Source organism: Tetragenococcus muriaticus DSM 15685 (assembly GCF_000423785.1).
In the GTDB taxonomy this organism is placed as follows: Bacteria; Bacillota; Bacilli; order Lactobacillales; family Enterococcaceae; genus Tetragenococcus; species Tetragenococcus muriaticus.
Genome location: NZ_AUIQ01000004.1, coordinates 17601 through 33316, shown reverse-complemented (window position 1 = coordinate 33316; position 15716 = coordinate 17601). Strand labels below are relative to the sequence as shown.

10 protein-coding genes are annotated in these 15716 nt (G+C 36.2%); 4 read left to right on the top strand and 6 right to left on the bottom strand.

Features of this window, described 5'->3' with window-relative positions; all coding sequences use genetic code 11:
* Positions 1-332 precede the first annotated feature (332 nt).
* Entirely contained in the window at positions 333-1748 is a 1416-nt protein-coding gene (locus G577_RS0101810) for an SLC13 family permease (protein ID WP_028789687.1), read from the top strand.
* A gap of 98 nt (positions 1749-1846) precedes the next feature.
* On the opposite strand, the gene uvrA is transcribed toward G577_RS0101810, so the two are convergent.
* Together uvrA and uvrB are read right to left on the bottom strand one after the other, a co-directional pair.
* Positions 1847-4663, bottom strand: a complete 2817-nt coding sequence (uvrA, locus tag G577_RS0101805; RefSeq protein WP_028789686.1) for an excinuclease ABC subunit UvrA — start codon at positions 4661-4663, stop codon at positions 1847-1849.
* Positions 4664-4680: 17 nt separating this feature from the next.
* Positions 4681-6672, bottom strand: a complete 1992-nt coding sequence (gene uvrB / locus G577_RS0101800) for an excinuclease ABC subunit UvrB (RefSeq protein ID WP_028789685.1) — start codon at positions 6670-6672, stop codon at positions 4681-4683.
* 349 nt (positions 6673-7021) lie between these two features.
* On the opposite strand from uvrB, the gene G577_RS0101795 reads away from it, so the two are divergent.
* Both G577_RS0101795 and G577_RS0101790 read left to right on the top strand, forming a co-directional pair.
* Positions 7022-9157, top strand: coding sequence for an amino acid ABC transporter substrate-binding protein/permease (locus tag G577_RS0101795; protein WP_231556770.1), 2136 nt, complete (start codon positions 7022-7024; stop codon positions 9155-9157).
* A 1-nt stretch (position 9158) separates the two neighbouring features.
* Complete coding sequence (locus tag G577_RS0101790) at positions 9159-9896, top strand: amino acid ABC transporter ATP-binding protein (RefSeq protein ID WP_028789683.1); 738 nt, start codon at positions 9159-9161, stop codon at positions 9894-9896.
* A gap of 144 nt (positions 9897-10040) precedes the next feature.
* Here G577_RS0101790 and dnaJ read toward each other — a convergent pair whose 3' ends face one another.
* From dnaJ to hrcA, 4 genes are all read right to left on the bottom strand, one after another.
* On the bottom strand, positions 10041-11204 hold the full coding sequence (gene dnaJ, locus G577_RS0101785) for a molecular chaperone DnaJ (RefSeq protein WP_028789682.1): 1164 nt from the start codon (positions 11202-11204) through the stop codon (positions 10041-10043).
* 168 nt (positions 11205-11372) lie between these two features.
* Positions 11373-13214, bottom strand: coding sequence for a molecular chaperone DnaK (gene dnaK / locus G577_RS0101780; RefSeq protein ID WP_028789681.1), 1842 nt, complete (start codon positions 13212-13214; stop codon positions 11373-11375).
* 52 nt (positions 13215-13266) lie between these two features.
* Positions 13267-13842, bottom strand: coding sequence for a nucleotide exchange factor GrpE (gene grpE / locus G577_RS0101775; RefSeq protein WP_028789680.1), 576 nt, complete (start codon positions 13840-13842; stop codon positions 13267-13269).
* A 45-nt stretch (positions 13843-13887) separates the two neighbouring features.
* On the bottom strand, positions 13888-14928 hold the full coding sequence (hrcA, locus tag G577_RS0101770) for a heat-inducible transcriptional repressor HrcA (RefSeq protein WP_028789679.1): 1041 nt from the start codon (positions 14926-14928) through the stop codon (positions 13888-13890).
* Between the two features lie 353 nt (positions 14929-15281).
* On the opposite strand from hrcA, the gene G577_RS0101765 reads away from it, so the two are divergent.
* Positions 15282-15524 (top strand): hypothetical protein, encoded by a 243-nt coding sequence (locus G577_RS0101765; RefSeq protein WP_028789678.1) that lies wholly within the window; start codon positions 15282-15284, stop codon positions 15522-15524.
* The last annotated feature ends 192 nt before the right edge of the window (positions 15525-15716 follow it).

Genomic DNA, 15716 nt, shown 5'->3' with positions numbered 1-15716 from the left:
GAGTTTTTTATTAGAAGAATTTAATAAAAAGCTTTTTTTATTCTTACTTTTGCTATATATTCATACCTCCAATCTTTTTACAAATTAGCAAAACATTGCTTGATATGTCGCCAAAAACGACCATTCTTGAAAAGTAAATCGTGTGTATTCAATAAGGGAAAGTTAATTTTTAATTTTTTTTTGAATTAAAATAAATTTGACTCTAATATTTAAAACCTTTAATATTACTAAAAACTATTTCACTAAAATAAATATAGCACGATAAAAACTATATTTATTGAAAAGGGTTTTCAACTAATTTTATGTAGTATGAATAGATAGGAGATGAGGAAATGAACTTTCAAAAATTCGGATTAATCTTAGGTCCTTTATTATTTTCTGTGATTTATTTCATAGAAGGATTAACAAATCTAACAGATGAACCACGTGCGGTGTTAGCAGTGACAGCATGGGTAGCTATATGGTGGATATCAGAAGCTATGCCAATTCCTGCAACTTCTCTTCTTCCTGTCTTTTTGTTACCCCTTACTGGTGGAACAGATCAAGAAACTGCAACAATGGCTTATGGAGACCCCATTGTTTTTATGTATATGGGAGGATTTATTATTGCACTGGCGATTGAAAAATGGAACCTTCATAAGCGAATTGCCATGTTGATTATTGCACTTATCGGAAAAAGTTGTTCGCGCATTATTCTTGCCCTAGGAGTAGCAACAGCCGTGTTATCTATGTGGATTTCTAATGCTGCAACAGCGTTAATGATGCTTCCTATTGCTTTAGCCCTGATTACCGAAATTAAAGAAAAAGAACTTTTGGATGAAAAATCTTTCGACAATTTTTCAAAAGGACTATTATTAACTGTAGCTTATTCGGCATCAATCGGCGGTTTAGCTACGATTATAGGTTCTGTTCCTAATGCAGCTTTTGTTGCTGTCGCTAATAACATGTTAGATGTGGAGATCACCTTTGCTGATTGGTTTGTATTTGGTTTGTTTGTTACAGTGCTCTTAATGACCTTTTTATATTTTTATATTACAAAGGTCCAATTCAAAATAGCACAAGACAAAAATATTTCCTCAGAATTTGCTCGTGAACAGTTACGAGAATTAGGAGCTATGTCTAGAGAAGAAACATATGTTTTAGTTATTTTCTTTATCATTGGTTTTATGTGGGTTTTTGGAGGGTTACTTCCATGGTCATTATCGGACACAACCATCTCAATTTTGGGAGCTAGTGTTATGTTTTTAATACCAAGTACAAACGGTGGTCGAGTCTTAGAATGGCCAGATATGAAAAAGCTCCCTTGGGGAATATTGCTTCTCTTTGGTGGTGGGTTATCTTTAGCAGCAGCCTTTGAAGACTCAGGACTTGCCTCTTGGATTGGAGAATTATTAACCAACCTTGAACAATTTAATTATTTATTTATCATTATTATCTTGACCATAGCAATATTATTCATGACAGAAGTTATGTCAAATACGGCTGTTTCTAATATGTTAATGCCGATTAGTGTGGGGTTAGCCGCTGGAATAGGGGTTGAGCCTTATGGCATTATGGCTATTGTAGCTCTTGCATCAAGCTGTGCATTTATGTTACCTATCTCAACACCTCCAAATGCAGCTGTATTCGGTTCAGGAGAATTAAAAATTAATGATATGGTAAAAACTGGCCTTTGGCTAAATATATTTAGCGTTGTAATCATTGTTTTGGTGGTCTACCTACTACAACCGATACTTTTAAGTTTTTAACCCAATAGAAGAAAGCTCCCTTGGATGAACTATAAGTGATTATACACCTTAAAAAGTTATCCAATGGAGCTTTTTATTATTAATAGATAAGAAAAAAATTAAATTAATTTTTTCAAGTATTGTCCAGTATAACTCTCAGGATTAGCAGCGATTTTTTCAGGAGTACCTGTAGCAATCACTGTCCCCCCATTTTCTCCCCCTTCTGGACCTAAATCAATCACATGATCCGCTGATTTTATCACATCTAAGTTATGCTCGATAACTAAGACTGTATTTCCAGCATCTACCAACTGATTTAACACTTGTAATAATCGAAGAATATCGTCTGAATGTAGACCAGTGGTTGGTTCATCAAGAATATAAAAGTTTTTCCCATTCGAATTTTTATGCAACTCACTAGCTAATTTCATGCGTTGAGCTTCACCACCTGATAAGGTAGTTGCTGGTTGTCCTAATTTAACATAACCAAGACCTACATCAACGATTGTTTGAAGTTTACGACGGATTTTAGGAATATTTTGGAAAAAGTCGAAAGCATCATCCACCGTCATATCTAACACTTCTGAAATATTTTTTCCTTTATAATGAACCTCTAAGGTTTCAGAATTATAGCGTTTCCCATGACAAACTTCGCAAGGAACATAAATATCAGGTAAGAAATGCATCTCTATCTTGATAATACCATCACCTTTGCAAGCCTCACAACGCCCGCCTTTAATATTAAAACTAAAACGCCCCTTTTTATAACCACGTATTTTAGCTTCATTTGTTTGAGCGAATAAGTCTCGAATGTCGTCAAATACACTCGTATAAGTAGCTGGATTACTCCGAGGCGTCCGTCCAATAGGACTTTGGTCAATATCAATGATTTTTTCGACATTTTCATAACCACTAATTTTTCTAAATTTCCCTGGTTTTTTTGAATTCTTATTCAAGCGTTGCGCTAAAGCTTTTTTCAAAATATCATTGATTAATGTCGACTTACCTGAACCAGAAACCCCCGTTACAGTAATAAGCTTTCCTAAAGGGAATTTCACATGAATATCTTTCAAATTATTGGCTTGAGCCCCAGTGATAGAAATATTTTTTTTATTTCCTTTTCGACGTTTTTCAGGCACAGGAATTTCTTTTTTTCCACTAAGATAAGCCCCTGTCAAAGAATCAGGAGTTGCTGCTACTTGTTCTGGCGTACCAGAAGCAACAATTTCTCCCCCATAATCGCCAGCGCCCGGTCCCACATCGATTAAATAATCAGAAGAACGCATCGTGTCCTCATCGTGCTCAACAACAATCAACGTATTTCCTAAATCGCGCATTTTTTTCAATGACCCTAACAAGCGTTCATTATCCCGTTGATGCAAGCCAATAGAGGGCTCGTCCAAGATATATAAGACACCTGATAAGTTAGAACCAATTTGTGTTGCTAAACGTATCCGCTGCGCTTCGCCACCAGAAAGTGTCCCTGCTGAACGACTAAGTGTTAGATAATTTAAGCCTACGTTTTGTAAAAAGCTCAAGCGATCATCAATTTCTTTTACAATAGGTTGAGCAATCATTTGTTCTTGTTCGGACAAAACTAATCCTTCAACAAAATTAGACGTATAGTTAATTGCTAGATCACTTACTTCACCAATATGTTTATTATTAATTTTTACGGAAAGTGCTTGGTCATTTAGCCGGTATCCATGACACGCTTGACAAGTTAATTCCGTCATATATGAACGCATTTGATCACGAGTAAAATCACTATTGGTTTCATGAAAGCGCCGTTTAATATTAGGCACAACACCTTCAAAAGGCGTATCTACATCACGAACGTTACCAAAGTCATTTTGATAATGAAAATGAAAGTGTTTCCCATTTGAACCATGTAATACAATCTCCTGCTGGTCTTTAGGCAATTGTTCAAAAGGAGTATCTAGATCGATACCAAACTCTTGACATGCCTGCTCTAACATCTGTGGATAATACTGTGAACTAATCGGGTTCCACGGTACAATAGCTCCTTGATGTAAAGATTTTGTTGCATCAGGGACCACCAAGTCAGTATCTACTTCTAACTTTATCCCTAAACCATCGCATTCTGGACAAGCCCCAAAAGGTGCGTTAAAAGAAAAAAGACGTGGTTCTAATTCTCCCACTGTAAATCCACAATAAGGACAAGAATAATGCTCGCTAAATAGCATGTCTTCTCCGTCTATTACATTGACAATTGCATAACCACTTGTCAAACGAAGAGCTGCTTCAAAGGAATCAAATAGACGAGAACGAACACCTTCTTTAATTACAATTCGATCAACAACAATCGCTATATCATGTTTTTTATTTTTTTCTAATTCTGGAACTTCTGTTATGTCATAAATTTCATTATCTACTCGAACTCGTACATAACCTTCTTTTTGAACATTTTCTAATGTCTTTTTATGTTGGCCTTTCTTTTGTACAACAACTGGAGCAAAAAGTTGAATTCTACTTCTTTCGGGTAATTCAAGGACCTGATCGACCATCTGTTCCGGTGATTGACTAGTAATCTCGATATGATCATTTGGACAGATAGGATGGCCCACTCGAGCATATAACAAACGCAAATAGTCATTGATTTCCGTAACTGTTCCTACTGTTGAACGAGGGTTTTTACTAGTTGTTTTTTGGTCAATAGAAATCGCTGGACTCAGTCCATCAATACTATCAACATCGGGCTTATCCATTTGCCCTAAAAATTGTCTGGCATAAGAAGACAGACTTTCAACATAACGTCTTTGTCCTTCAGCGTACAAAGTATCAAAAGCTAAAGAACTTTTTCCAGAACCAGACAAACCTGTGACCACTACCAGATTATCTCTGGGAATGGTCACATCTACATTTTTTAAATTATGGGCGCGTGCGCCATGAATTACAATATTATCACTTGCCATATTCTCCCCCCGAACCATTAAGCTTTCAATTCTAAAATTGAATCACGTAAATTAGCTGCTTTTTCAAAATCTAATGATTTAGCAGCTTCCTTCATTTCTGCATCTAATTTTTCGATTAGGTCTTCTTTTTCATCCTGAGTAAGATCCTTATAAGACACCTGTTCTTTGTCTTGTCCTTCTCCTTCTTCAGAAACAGAAGAAATCGAAATCAAATCGCGAATGTCTTTTTTAATTGTTTGTGGCACAATCCCATGGTTTTCATTATATTCTTCTTGGATTTTACGACGACGACTCGTTTCATCCATCGCGTTTTGCATAGAATCTGTAATTTGATCAGCATACATGACCACTTTACCTTCCGCATTTCTAGCAGCCCGTCCCATGGTTTGGACAAGAGAACGTTCACTACGTAAAAATCCCTCTTTATCAGCATCTAAAATAGCCACTAGAGAAACTTCTGGCACGTCTAGGCCTTCTCTTAATAAGTTAATCCCTACTAAAACATCAAATTCTCCCAAACGCAAATTTCGAATAATTTCTGTTCGTTCTAATGTTTTAACATCACTATGCAAATATTTCACTTTTATTCCTAATTCTCGGAAATGATCTGTTAAGTCTTCTGCCATTTTCTTAGTTAAAGTAGTGACAAAAACTCGCTCATCGTTTTCTATCCGAGCATTGATTTCTCCGACAAGATCATCAATTTGTCCCATAATCGGTCGCACTTCAATAAGAGGATCCAAAAGCCCCGTTGGCCGAATAATTTGTTCCACAACTGTATCTGTCTGATCCTTTTCATAGGGGCCAGGCGTTGCCGAAACATAAATGATCTGATTGACATGTTTTTCAAACTCTTCTAATCTTAATGGACGATTATCCAGAGCTGAAGGTAAACGAAATCCATAATCCACTAGCATTTGCTTTCTAGCACGATCGCCATTATACATCCCTCGGATTTGCGGCATAGTTACATGAGATTCATCCACTACCATTAAAAAGTCTTCAGGGAAAAAGTCTAAAAGCGTAAATGGTGGCTCGCCTTCGCTTCTTCCGTCCATATGTCTTGAATAATTTTCAATTCCTGATGTATATCCCATTTCTCGCAACATTTCAATATCATAATTGGTCCTTTGTTCTAAACGTTGCGCTTCTAGCAATTTATTATCGCTTTTCAAAATTTCTAAACGTGTTTCTAATTCTTGTTTTATTGAAGCAATTGCTGTTTCCATGTGGTCTTCGTCTGTAACAAAGTGCGTTGCTGGAAAAATAGATACATGTTCAGTTTCACTTAAGACTTCTCCTGTAAGTGCATCCACCTCACGAATGCGATCAATCTCATCACCAAAAAATTCAATGCGTAATGCTCGCTCAGCTCGTGATACTGGAAAGATTTCAACCACATCGCCTCGCACGCGAAAGCGTCCACGTTGAAAGTCAATATCATTACGTTCAAATTGAATATCAACTAACGAACGCAATAATTCATCTCTAGAAATCTCCATTCCTTGGCGTAAGGAAACAACTTGTTTTTGATACTCCATCGGAGAACCTAAACCAAAGATGCATGATACCGAAGCCACCACTATAACGTCGTTACGCTCTAACAAAGAACTAGTGGCTGAGTGCCGTAACTTATCAATTTCATCATTGATACTAGAATCTTTTTCAATATAAGTATCACTCGATGGCACATAGGCTTCAGGTTGATAATAGTCATAATAACTTACAAAGTATTCAACAGCATTGTTTGGGAAAAACTCTTTAAATTCACCGTATAATTGTCCTGCCAATGTCTTATTGTGAGCAATAATTAATGTCGGCTTATTTACATTTTGAATAACGTTTGAAATCGTGTATGTTTTTCCTGTTCCAGTAGCACCCAAAAGAATTTGAGCTTTTTTATGATCTAACACCCCATCAGTTAATGCTTCAATTGCTTCGGGCTGATCTCCTGACGGCTGGTAATTTGAAACAAGTTCAAATTGATGTGATAATTCTTTTTCAATCATAAACGTCTTCCTTCTTTCTGGATAAACCTATCCTCGTTAAATGTTTACTTTCCTATTCTAACATACCGAACGTATTTTCGCTATTTTTTTAAATAGTGTTCAATCGTTCTTTTTATGTAAAATTTTCTTACATAAAATGTTGTTTTTTTGGACATTTCCCAACTTTTTTTACATATTCTCTTGCTTTGTCAGAAAAGTTTATTATATAATTCTTCTTATTAAGGTAATGAAATGGACGACTTAAGAAAAAAATTGGAAACTGACTTTTCATCATAATTAAGCTAATGTTCCATTACTTAAAGTCTTAAAGGAGGAATTATTAAATGAAAAAGAATTCGTTAATTATATCTTGGTTTTTGTTTTCAGTGCTTTTTTATTTTTCGGAAGTAAAACAAGTTCTGCCGAAGAAAAGACGTATCAAATTGGAACTGACGTGACTTTTGCTCCATTCGAGTTCCAAAATGATAACGATGAATATGAAGGTATTGATATTGATATATTAAATGCTATTGCTGATGATCAAGGGTTTAATGTAGAATTACGCCCTTTGGGATTTGATAGTTCAATTCAAGGAGTCCAATCTAACCAACTTGATGGCATGATCGCTGGCATGACAATCACAGACGAACGAAAGCAAAGTTTTGATTTTTCTGAGCCGTACTATGACAGTGGCATACAAATGGCAGTGTCCAAAGATAATGATGAGATAAAATCTTACAATGACCTAGAAGGAAAAACTGTTGGTGCTAAAGTTGGTACTGAAAGCGCAGATTTTTTAGAGGAAAACAAGGACACTTACGATTTTGATGTTAAAAATTATGACGACGCCCCCGGCTTATACGGAGCTGTGAAAAATGATACTGTTGATGCGATTTTTGACGACGCTCCTGTTTTAGGCTACGCGATTAAACAAGGTGAAGATTTATCTTTAGTAGATGACCCAGAAGAAGGTAACCCTTATGGTTTTGCTGTTAAAAAGGGAGAAAATGAAGAATTACTAGAAGCATTTAACACGGGGCTACAAAAATTAAAAGACTCGGGTGAATATGATGAAATCATCAATACTTACGTTGAAGCCGACGATAATAGCCAAGAATCAGGTGAAATGAAACAAGTAGAACCTAAAAAAGATGAATACGTTATCGCCAGTGATACGGCGTTTGCTCCTTTTGAGTTTCAAAACGCAGAAAATGAATATGAAGGTATCGACGTTGATTTAATGGAACGAGCAGCAGAAATGCAAAATTTTAATATTACCTTTAATCATATTGGTTTTTCGGGGGCAGTCCAAGCTGTCGAAGGAAATCAAGCAGATGGTATGATTGCAGGAATGACGATTACTGACGAACGAGAAGAAAACTTTGATTTTGCTGACCCTTATTTTGAAAGTGGTATTCAACTAGCTGTAGAAGAAGGTAATGAGGATATTACTTCTTACGAAGATCTAGAAGGTACAACAGTAGGAGCCAAAGTAGGTACGGAAAGTGCGGACTTTTTAGACGAACATGAAGATGAATATGGCTTTAACGTAAAATTATATGACGATGCAGATCAATTATATGAGGCAGTTCGTGTCGATGCCATTGATGCTTTAATGGACGATTATCCTGTAATTGGTTATGCTATTGCACAAGGTCAAGAGCTTGAAACTCCTATAGATCGTGAAACAGGTGGAGACTATGGATTTGCTGTTAAAAAAGGGCAAAATCCTGAGTTATTGGAAATGTTTAATGAGGCTTTGCAAGAAATGGAGCGCACAGGTGAATACGATCAAATCGTTTCAAGTTATGTTGAGGATAGCGATAGCGCCACTGCAAGCGAATCATCTACAGATGAATCTTCACTTGTCGGTTTACTTAGAAATAACTATAGAGTATTACTAAGTGGTCTATGGCAGACAATCGCTCTAGCCTTAATTTCCTTTGCCTTAGCTTTAATTATTGGGATCATTATTGGACTCTTCAGCGTAGCGCCTATCAAAACATTGCGCGGAATTGCTTCTTTTTATGTTGATGTTATCCGAGGAATTCCTATGATGGTATTAGCTTTCTTTATTTTCTTTGGTTTATCAGATGCTATTGGCATAACAATTCCTGATTTTACCGCAGGAATTATTACACTAACTTTAAATGCCAGTGCCTACATTGCAGAGATTGTCCGTGGAGGAATAAACGCCGTACCAACAGGACAAATGGAAGCCTCACGTAGTTTAGGTCTTACGTATAATCGGACAATGCAAAAAATTATTTTGCCTCAAGCAATAAAAATTATGATTCCATCATTTGTAAACCAATTCGTCATTTCGTTAAAAGATACGACGATCATTTCGGTTATTGGCGTTGTGGAACTACTACAAACAGGAAAAATTATTGTAGCTCGCACAATGCAAAGTACTTATGTCTATTTAATTATTGCCATCATGTACTTAATTGTTATTACTGCCCTAACGAAGTTAGCAAAAGTACTAGAAAAGAGGATGAAATAAAATGAAGGAAAAGATATCCGTTGAACATTTAGTAAAAAAATTTGATGATAATATCGTATTAAACGATATCTCTACAACAATACAAGAAGGCGAAGTAGTTTGTGTAATTGGCCCTTCTGGTTCAGGTAAGTCCACTTTTTTACGTTGTCTTAATCGTTTAGAAGAAGCAAGTAGTGGCCAAATAATTATTGATGGTGACCAATTAACAGATAAAAATACCGACATTAACCAAACACGACAACATATTGGTATGGTTTTTCAACATTTCAACTTATTTCCTCACCTTTCTGTTTTAGAAAATATTACCTTAGCCCCCCTAGATGTAAAGGGAGAAAGTAAACATGAAGCAGAAAAACGGGCAGAAGAATTGTTGGAAACTGTTGGCTTATCCGATAAAAAAAACGTCTATCCTGAAAATCTTTCCGGTGGACAAAAGCAACGAGTAGCAATCGCTCGTGCATTAGCAATGAATCCAGATATTATGTTATTTGACGAACCTACTTCAGCTTTAGACCCTGAAATGGTTGGCGACGTTTTGAACGTTATGAAAAAACTGGTAGATCAAGGAATGACTATGGTGATTGTTACCCATGAGATGGGGTTTGCTAAAGAAGTAGCTAACCGTGTAATGTTTATTGATGATGGTTACTTTTTAGAAGATGGTAAACCTGATGAAGTGTTTAATCATCCTAAAAACGAGCGTACGAAAAGCTTTTTAACAAAAGTATTAAATATTTAATAAAAGCAAGAGGTTCTGGATAATGAAGAAATTTTTCAATTCATATTCTTCATTCAATAATTGAATAAACACTATTTTTATATTTTATAGTTGCTTAAACAAAAAATGGAGGTCAGCTTATAACTGACCTCCATTTTTTGTTTCTCACTTTTTTCCAAAAGCATCTTTCATCCTATCGAAAAAACCCTCAGATTGCTGCTCCTGTGTTTTTTGTCCAGTTAATTCAGCAAAATTTCGTAAGGCTTCTTTTTGTTCATCGTCTAAGTTTTTAGGAGTAATAATTTTTACTGTAACCTGTTGATCTCCAGTGCTATTTCCTCTTAAACGAGGTGCACCCTTTCCACGCATACGGAATTTCGTGCTTGTTTGTGTACCGGCTGGTATTTTCAGTTTAACATTTCCATGCACTGTTGGAACATCAACTTCATCACCTAAAGCAGCTTGTACAAAATTAAGCGGTAATTCATAATAAATTTCTGAACCATCACGATCAAAAATATCACTTTCAGCAACACGGAAAACGACATATAAATCACCATAAGGACCACCGTTTATGCCAGCTTCTCCTTGATTAGCTAATCTCATTTGTTGACCATCTTCAACACCTGCAGGAACAGAAACACTTACATTATGCGTTCTCTTTTCATGGCCTGTACCTTGACAAGTTTCGCAAACTTCTTTAATTTCTTTACCAGTTCCATGACATACATCGCAAGTTTGGCGTGTCATAACGCGACCAAGTGGCGTTTGCCGTTCAACGTTGAGGACTCCGCTTCCCTTACACTTCTGACAAGTTTCAGGTTGAGTTCCTGGTTTTGCACCATTACCACCACAGGTATGACAAACTTCATTTCGCTTATAAGAAATTTCGGTATCTTTTCCGAAAACTCCTTCTTCAAAAGTTAAATTAATCGAATACTGTAAGTCGTCACCTTGGCGAGGTGCAGTAGGATCTGCAGAACGACCACCACCGAAGAAAGATTCAAAAATATCTTCAAAGCCACCAAAGCCTCCGGCGTCGGAGAATCCACCGCCGCCGAAACCGCCAAAGCCGCCAGCACCAGCGCCTCCGCCATAATTGGCATCTGCACCAGCATGACCATATTGATCATAAGCTGCACGTTTTTGCGGATCACTTAAGACTTCATAGGCTTCTGAAATTTCTTTAAACTTCTCTTCTGCATCGGATTCTTGGTTCACGTCTGGATGATATTGTTTGGAAAGCTTACGATATGCCTTTTTGATCTCATCATCTGAAGCCCCTCTATCTACACCTAGGACTTCATAATAATCACGTTTTGTTGCCATTGGCTTTCCCTCCATCTAATACTTTAACAGTCTTTGGTATTTTATCATAAATTATGCAGAAGCAACATTATTTTACTTAAAATTAAGAACTGATTCATTCTTTTATAGCCAAAATTTCAAAAGAAAAGGCCAAAGCGGATGACTTTGGCCTTTTCATAAACAACGATCTTATTTATTATCGTCGTCATTTACTTCTTCAAAATCTGCATCTACCACATCATCGTCACCAGAAGTATTAGAAGAATCATCCGAACCTGATTCACCTTGTTGTTCTTGTGATGCTTGTTCATACATCTTCACGCTCAAGTTTTGTACAATTTCATTTAATGCATCACGTTTAGTTTTCATTTCTTCAATGTCATCCGCTTCAACAGCAGCCTTCAATTCGTCACGAGCATTTTCAGCTTTTTTGACTTCTTCTTCGTCTACTTTACCATCAAGATCACTCAATGTTTTATCAACAGTGAACAACAATGAATCTACTTCGTTACGTAGATCTGCTTCTTCTTTACGTTCTTCGTCGGCTTTGGCATTTTCTTCAGCATCTTTAACCATACGATCAATTTCATCGTCGGATAGACCTGAAGAAGATTGAATCGTAATTTTTTGTTCTTTTTGAGTACCTAAGTCTTTAGCTGAAACATTTACAATACCGTTTTTATCAATATCAAATGTAACTTCAATTTGTGGTACGCCTCGTGGTGCAGCAGGAATATCTGTTAATTGGAAACGACCAAGTGTCTTATTATCAGCTGCCATTGGACGTTCACCTTGTAATACGTGAATATCTACTGCTGGTTGGTTATCAGCTGCAGTTGAAAATACTTGCGATTTGCTCGTTGGAATTGTCGTATTACGATCAATCAACTTGGTAAATACGCCACCCATTGTTTCGATACCTAATGAAAGTGGTGTTACGTCAAGTAAAACAACATCTTTAACGTCACCTGTGATAACGCCAGCTTGAATAGCAGCACCCATAGCCACAACTTCGTCTGGGTTTACAGATTTATTTGGTTCTGCGCCAGTTTCTTTACGTACTGATTCAACAACAGCTGGAATACGTGTTGATCCACCAACTAAGATTACTTGATTGATATCAGATTTAGATAAACCAGCATCTTTTAATGCTTGACGAACAGGTTCTTTAGTTTTATCCACTAAGTCACTTGTTAATTCATCAAATTTAGCGCGAGTCATGTTCATTTCCAAATGAAGTGGACCGTCTTCGCCTGCTGTAATAAATGGTAAACTAATTTGTGTGCTTGATACACCAGATAGATCTTTTTTCGCTTTTTCAGCAGCGTCTTTTAGACGTTGTAGAGCCATTTTATCTTTACCTAGATCAATGCCGTTTTCTTTTTTGAATTCACTAACCATGTAGTCAATGATTTTTTCATCAAAGTCGTCCCCACCTAAGTTGTTATCACCGGCTGTGGACAATACATCAAATACACCATCGCCTAACTCTAGAATAGAAACGTCAAAAGTACCGCCACCTAGGTCAAATACCAAGATTTTTTCATCTTGTTCTGTTTTATCTAAGCCGTAAGCTAAAGCAGCAGCTGTTGGTTCATTGACAATACGTTCAACTTCTAAACCAGCAATCTTACCAGCGTCTTTAGTTGCTTGACGTTGAGAGTCGTTAAAGTAAGCAGGAACTGTAATAACTGCTTTATCCACATCTTCACCTAGATAGTCTTCAGAAAATCCTTTGATATGTTGTAGGATCATTGCAGAAATTTCTTGAGGTGTGTATGATTTATCATTTGCTTCTACTTTATAGCCTTCTTCGCCAATATGACGTTTAATAGAAGTAATAGTGTCTGGGTTAGTAACAGCTTGTCTTTTTGCAACTTCCCCTACTTGGATTTCACCATTTTTAAATGAAACAACAGAAGGTGTTGTACGGTTGCCTTCTGGGTTTGTAATAATTTTTGATTCGCCGCCTTCTAACACTGAAACGGCAGAGTTTGTCGTACCTAAGTCTATACCAATTACCTTACTCATGTTATGATCTCCTTTGTAAATATGTTATTAATTAATATTGAAATGAGCTTAATTATTGTGCGACAACAACCATGCTGGCTCGAAGGACACGGTCGTAAAGTTTATAACCTTTTTGTAAAACTTCGACAACCGTTTCTGCTGGCTGATCTTCTGTCGCCGGAACCGATTGTACAGCTTGATGCATCGTAGGATCAAATATTTCGCCTTGAGCAGGAATTTCCTCAATTCCTTCCTCTTGCATCGCTGAACGTAAACTTTCTAAGGTCATTTCTACGCCTTTTTTCAAATTCTCATTTTGCTCACCTTCAACTTCAGTAGCTACAGCCCGCTCTAAGTTATCAAGCGCTGGGAGTAACTTTTTCCCTAAGTCTTGTGAACGATATTTTTGCAATGTTTCTCTCTCGTTACGAAAACGATTATTCATATTTGTAATTTCAGCAGAAGCTCGAAGATAATTATCTTCCATTTCACTAAGTTGAGTCTTTAAATCCTCCACTTCAGAAACAGGCTGCACACCTTCTTCATTGATCTCTTCTACTGTTTCTTCATCTTTCGCTGATTCGTTTTCCTCAGATTCAGCAGAAAAAGTTTCTTCTACTTCTTCCGAATTTTTTTCTTTATCAGACAATGATCTAACATCCCTTCTATATAAATAATTGACAATTCACGCGGACTACCCGAATGAATCAATCGAACGATAATATTCATTTAAGGTCCCTGCTAATTCTCTACGAAACACATCAAGCAAACTAAACATCTTCGAATATGGCATGCTAGCTGAACCTAAAATAGCAATTGTTCCATTACCATGCCCTTGAATTTCGTAATTAGCTTGGATTAAACTCATATCACTTAATAAATCGTTCCCTAGTTCTGAACCAATTCGTATTTGGATCGGTTGATCTTTTGCACTCAATAATTCATTCAATCGTTGTGAATTTTTCATAAATAAGTACATCGCCTTAAACTGATCGACATCTTGAACTTGATCGGAATTTAATAGATTCATTTGACCACCAACAAAAATCTTTTCTTCAAAAGCCTCATTCAACATATTATTGAATAGTTCAAGAATTCCTTCTGTTGTTTGGAAATACTTATGAAGAATCATTGGAATTTCAGTCCGCAAACGTTGATAAACTGTCAATAAGGGCTCATTAATTAGTTTATCATTGATGATCTGAACTATTTTTTCAAGATCGTCACTATCTACATCGCGAGGGATCGAAAAGACTTGATTTTCCACATTTCCTTTATCCGTTACAATGATTGCGATCACTTGTCGATTATTTAACGGAACCATTTTGAAACCTGTTAACCTTCTATTTCTGACATCCGGACCAATCGACAACGCTGTATAGCTTGTCAAATGAGAAAGAATTTCAGCTGATTGTTTAATAATATCATTAATCTCATGAAAGTCTCTCCCAAAAGCTTCACGAATCATGTCGATTTCGCTTTGGTTTAACTTTTCCGGTTCTAACAGATGATCAACATAATAACGATAACCTTTTAACGAAGGAATACGACCTGAAGAAGAATGTGTCTTGACCATAAGACCGTATTCCTCTAAAGTCTTCATCTCATTTCTAATCGTGGCTGAGCTGGCTGCGATCCCTTCTTCCATCAGCGTTTTAGATCCAATTGGCTTTCCTAAATTTGTATAATTATGAATAATCAAATGCAAGATATCATCTTGTCTTTGCGTTAACAAATTTATCACCTTCTAATTAGCACTCCTTATCTCTAAGTGCTAACACAATTATTAATATAACATAAATCCAAAAGAAGTCAAGAGGAAATGCTTAAAAAATTAGCACTCTTTATGCTAGAGTGCTAATTTTTCCTATATACCTTTTTATGCTTTATTGGAGTAGTTATTTTGCCAGTATTTTCAAGTAGTTATCTTCTTTATCTACATTTTGATCCTCTTAATTACAATATTTTCATACTCTATTTTCTCATGGGATCATAGATACTACAAAATCGACTTATGGTAATTTTTGACAAGATAGTTACTATAGCTTAGGATAAAAGTAACATCTATCAAAAAAGGAGAGAGCGATCATGGAAGAAACAGTCTTTTTTAACCGCGGTAATGCTTTAACATCTGATGTTGACCAGGAAGAATTGATGAAAAAAGTGCAAATTGAAAAAGATAAACGCGGATTGACTAACAAATTAGTTGTGGTCCAAGATGATAACGATGAATACTTATTGTTTGATTTTTCCGATGTTGACTCTAAAAACGAACATGCTACTGAATTTCAAGTAAAACAAGTGATCGAAAATGAGGAAACATCTGAATAAAAAAGAGAGGCAACAAAAGCGTTGAATGAACTTTTGTTGTCTCTTTTTTTTAAATTAAGTACATAAGTTTAACAAACTAGTGGGCTTATTATGTATTAAGCACATAAGTTTAACAATCTTATGTGCTTATTTCTTTTTTAGCACACTAGTTTCGCTTACTTATGTGCTTAATCACCTTAATTATAAAGCCAT

What these genes read in the sequence shown, in the direction of transcription:
- G577_RS0101810 (WP_028789687.1), top strand. Translation starts at nt 333, where the DNA reads ATGAACTTTCAAAAATTCGGATTAATCTTAGGTCCTTTATTATTTTCT.
- G577_RS0101765 (WP_028789678.1), top strand. Translation starts at nt 15,282, where the DNA reads ATGGAAGAAACAGTCTTTTTTAACCGCGGTAATGCTTTAACATCTGAT.
- uvrA (WP_028789686.1), bottom strand. Translation starts at nt 4,663, where the DNA reads ATGGCAAGTGATAATATTGTAATTCATGGCGCACGCGCCCATAATTTA.
- dnaJ (WP_028789682.1), bottom strand. Translation starts at nt 11,204, where the DNA reads ATGGCAACAAAACGTGATTATTATGAAGTCCTAGGTGTAGATAGAGGG.
- G577_RS0101790 (WP_028789683.1), top strand. Translation starts at nt 9,159, where the DNA reads ATGAAGGAAAAGATATCCGTTGAACATTTAGTAAAAAAATTTGATGAT.
- uvrB (WP_028789685.1), bottom strand. Translation starts at nt 6,672, where the DNA reads ATGATTGAAAAAGAATTATCACATCAATTTGAACTTGTTTCAAATTAC.
- dnaK (WP_028789681.1), bottom strand. Translation starts at nt 13,214, where the DNA reads ATGAGTAAGGTAATTGGTATAGACTTAGGTACGACAAACTCTGCCGTT.